The 3,750-nt window shown below is 77.6% G+C and carries 1 protein-coding gene; it reads right to left on the bottom strand.

The genetic code is table 11. The features are described from left to right. Positions 1 to 162: 162 nt before the first annotated feature. Positions 163 to 3,564, bottom strand: coding sequence for a DUF3892 domain-containing protein (locus ACWEVO_RS32290; protein ID WP_452311230.1), 3,402 nt, complete (start codon positions 3,562 to 3,564; stop codon positions 163 to 165). Between the last annotated feature and the right edge of the window lie 186 nt (positions 3,565 to 3,750).

The following is a 3,750-nucleotide window of genomic DNA, read 5'->3' as shown; positions in this document are numbered from 1 at the left end:
CGCCCGCCGCACCGAGCGGCGAGCGCCGCACCGACCCGTTGACCGGATGGTCCACCAACCTGATCCCGGCCCCCCGACCGGAGCCGGCGGCGCTGCCCGCCCACCCGGAGCAGCTGGCCGTCACCTCCGCCGCCTGAGCACCGCCGGGCCGCGGCCCGGCGCTCAGGCGTGGGTGCACCGGCGCAGGTTGTCCAGGTTGTTCGGCGACGCCGCGTCCGGGGCCGTGCGCAGGTACGGGCGGCCCTGGCGGGGCCGTATCACCCGCACCGGCGTACGGCTGGTGCCCGGCTCCTCCACGTAGAACGCGAACCGGCCGCTGGTCATCAGCTCGATCGCCTCGGGCACCGGGATGAGGAAGTGGGTGCCGTCGCCGTTGAACCCGCCGACGGCCACCACCGTCCCGCTGACGCTGCGCACGCAACTGACCCGGACCGGCACCGCGGCGTCCTGGTACGCGGTGTCCGCCACCAGCGCCACCTGCAACCAGCCCTCGCTGGCCACCGACGGCTCGTTGGGCAGCAACGCGTCCCCGGTGGCGGGCACCACCGCGTCGGAGCGCCACTGCCCCGGCCGGTCCCGGCGGTGCCAGTACCAGGAGCCGCGCACGTCCTGCGGCAATGGCAGCCGGGTCGTCTCCAGGTCGTGCAGCACCGGGCCGTAGCGCAGCGCCGGGGAGAGCCGGGACAGCGCCGGGGCCGTCCACTCGCGCAGCAGCCCCACCGACTTCTGCGGCACCAGCCCGGCGGTCACGTGCACGTCCGAGCCGGGCACCATCAGCAGGGTCAACGGCACCGGCACCCCCGGGTTGACGGTGAACACCCCGGACGTGTCCACGTACGGGGAGGTCAAGGGGTCCGCGCCGGGCGCCGAGGCGACCCCGCCGGCGTCCGGCAGCCCGGGGGCGAGCAGGGCCACGGCCGGGTCGACGAGGTGCAACCGGTCCATGTCGTCGCCCACGCAGTACGCCAGCAGCCCGTCCTGCGCCCGGGACAGCGTGCCCAGCCGCACCGGGATCCCGGTGGTGGCGTTCTCCGGCGGCTGCCGCGGATCCTCCACCTCGACCTTCAGGTACGCCCGCACCACCGCGACCGGCCGACCCAGCAGCAGCGCCAGGTGCTCATCGCCGGCCCGCCCGGTCACGTCCACGGTCCACCGGGTGGTGTCCAGCACCCGCAGCAGCGACTCCAGCGCGCTCTGCGCCGACCCCGCCGGGTGTCCGTCGGCCCGGGCCACGGCGAGGGCCTGATCGGCGGCGAGCATCCGGTCGGCGAACCTGGCCAGCAGCGGGTTGGGCAGGAACCGGCTCGGCGGCGCGCCCAGGGTGGCCGGCCGCCCCGGGTCCTCCTCCCAGGCGGTCACCGTCTCCGGGTCCGGGCGCAGCCGCCCGTACCCGGCGCCCTTGTCGTCGAAGAACTCCAGCGTCCGGTCCACCAGCGACGGCACCAGGTAGCCGCAGACCGGGCTGACCCCCGCGTCGGCGTCCCGCGGCGCGCCGGACGCGTCGGCGAAGCGCAGCAGCACCCGCGCCGGCGCGGTGAACCGCGGGCGCAGCGCCGCCAGGTCGGGCTGGCCCGGCACGGCCAGGGTCACCCCGTGCGTCACCGGCGCCGGCTGCGCCACGGTGGGGCCGAGCACCTCCAGGTAACGGCCGTAGCCGTCGACCAGACGGGCCCGGTCCAGGCGCAGGTAGCCGGCCCGCAACGCCACGAAGTCGGCGGCGCGGGGGGTCTGCGGGGGCTGCGCGGAGTCGCTGGCGGTCGGCGCGTCCACGATCAGCCCGGTCGCGTCCCGGCGCAGCTGCTCGGCGATCCCGACCAGCTCGCCGGAGAGCAGGTCCCGTTCGGTGTCCTCGCCGCCGACCGTCCCGTCGAGCAGGGCGGCCGTCGAGGCGGAGAGCATCACCCGGCCCCGCAAGCTCCGGCCGCTCTCCGGGGCCGGCACGGCCACCACCCCCGGCAGCCCGAAGTCCACCTCCCCCAGCGGCCAGTCGTGCGCCCCCCGCGGCGACGGCAGGTAGGTGGCCGACCACTCCAGCAGCAGCGGGTTCCACGGCCGGCTCGGCGGGGTGACCCCCACCGGGCTGGGCAGCACCCCCTCGACGACCGCCCCGGCCGGGGGCACCGTCGGATCCGCCACGCCCGGGTCGAACGCCGCCCACCAGGCGGCGCGGGCGGCGGCCACCGGGGACGGCTGGGTGGCGGTGGACCGGTTCAGGTCGGGCGCGGAGCCCGGGTCGATGCTGGCCAGCTCGACGATCAGGTCGGTGGCGACGGCCGGCACCCCGTACTCCGGGCGCAGGCCGGCCAGCGGGGTGGGCGGCAGGACCCCGGCGCCGCGCCCCAGATCGCCGCCGGCCACGCCGAACCCGCGTACGGTCTGCCCGTCCAGCCGGCACAGCAGGTGACCGAGGATCGAGTAGCGGCCGTCGGCGCCGTGCTTCGGGCTGCGGCCACCGCCGGCGACCACCAGCGCCGGCTCCAGCGCGTGCCACACCCGCGGCCGGGTCCGTTCGACCTGCACGAACGACCCGCCGCCCGCGGCGCCCGCCGCGCCGGTCGCCGGCTGCCAGATGTACTCGTTGCCGGCCGCGGCCGGCGCCGACCCGAACCGGCTCTGGTGCAGGGTGGCGTCCAGCCGGGCCGGACCGTCGGCGCCGGTGACGTCCGACAACGCGTTCTGCAGCAGCGCCTCCACCATCCGCGCCGCGTCCGCCGGGTCCTCCGGTTCGGCCGCGACCGCCGCGAGCGCCTCGGCGAGCGTCTCCCCCAGGGCCAGGGCCACCGCGTCCGGCGTCGGCCGGTAGTCGAGTTCCCGGCCCAGCAGGCCGCCGTCGCCCGTCCACCGCGGCTCCGGCCAGCCGATGGAGACCGCGGCCGCGTGGTAGACGGACCGGTCGGGCACCGGCTGGGTGGGCGGCCGGGGCGGGAAGATCTCCCAGCCCAGCTGCTCCATCCGCTCCTGGTGCGCCACCTCGCCGACCGCGCCGTGCAGCGGGTCGCGGGTGAGGTCGGTGTACCAGCCGAGCACCAGGTAGGCCACCGGTCCGGTCACCCCGGTCAGCTCGTCGTGCAGCGCGAACCGGTTCGTCACGTTGTCGTAGTAGCCGGCCCAGCCCAGGTCACCGTGGCCGAGCGCGGTGAGCGGGGAGCGCGGGGCGGCGCCGGGCGCCGGCAGGGTCGGACCGGTCAGTGCCCGGTCGACCCGCACCGGCTCGACCAGCCCGGCGTACGGCAGCAACCACGCCTCGACCGTGCGGGGCCCCGGCGCGGCCGGGCCGGACAACCGGACCACCAGCCACCGGTCCGGCACCGGTGGGAAGGTGGTCGCCCCGGTGTCGTCGGCGACGCCGCGGGTCAACCCGTCCGGCAGGCTCCAGTGCAGGTGCGCGCCGGTCGGCCGGGCGGTCTCCCGGGCGCTGAACGGGGTGGGCAGCAGGTCCTGCCGCACCCGGCCGCTGGCCGGCGGGGTGGGCCGGGTCAGGGCGGTACGCGCCCAGTCGGACGGGACGCCCGGCTCCCGCACCATCAGCACGTCGAGCGCGACCGGGACCAGAAGAGTTGTCACGCAGGGGCTCCCTTGCTCGGGGCGGGCCTGGCGGCAGGCCCGGGGACGGTCGGCGGCGCGGCGGTCACGACGTGGGCGGGGCGGAGGCGCCGAACCGTTGCCGGGACGGCGCCTGCAGCAGGGACCAGGCGACGGCGGCGCCGCCGCGCGGGTGCGGCAACGGACGCGCGGCGTCCAACGCGCGGG

The organism is Micromonospora sp. NPDC003776 (genome assembly GCF_053605645.1).
The sequence above is the reverse complement of the archived record's forward strand: the minus strand, read 5'-3'. Positions and strand labels throughout refer to the sequence as shown.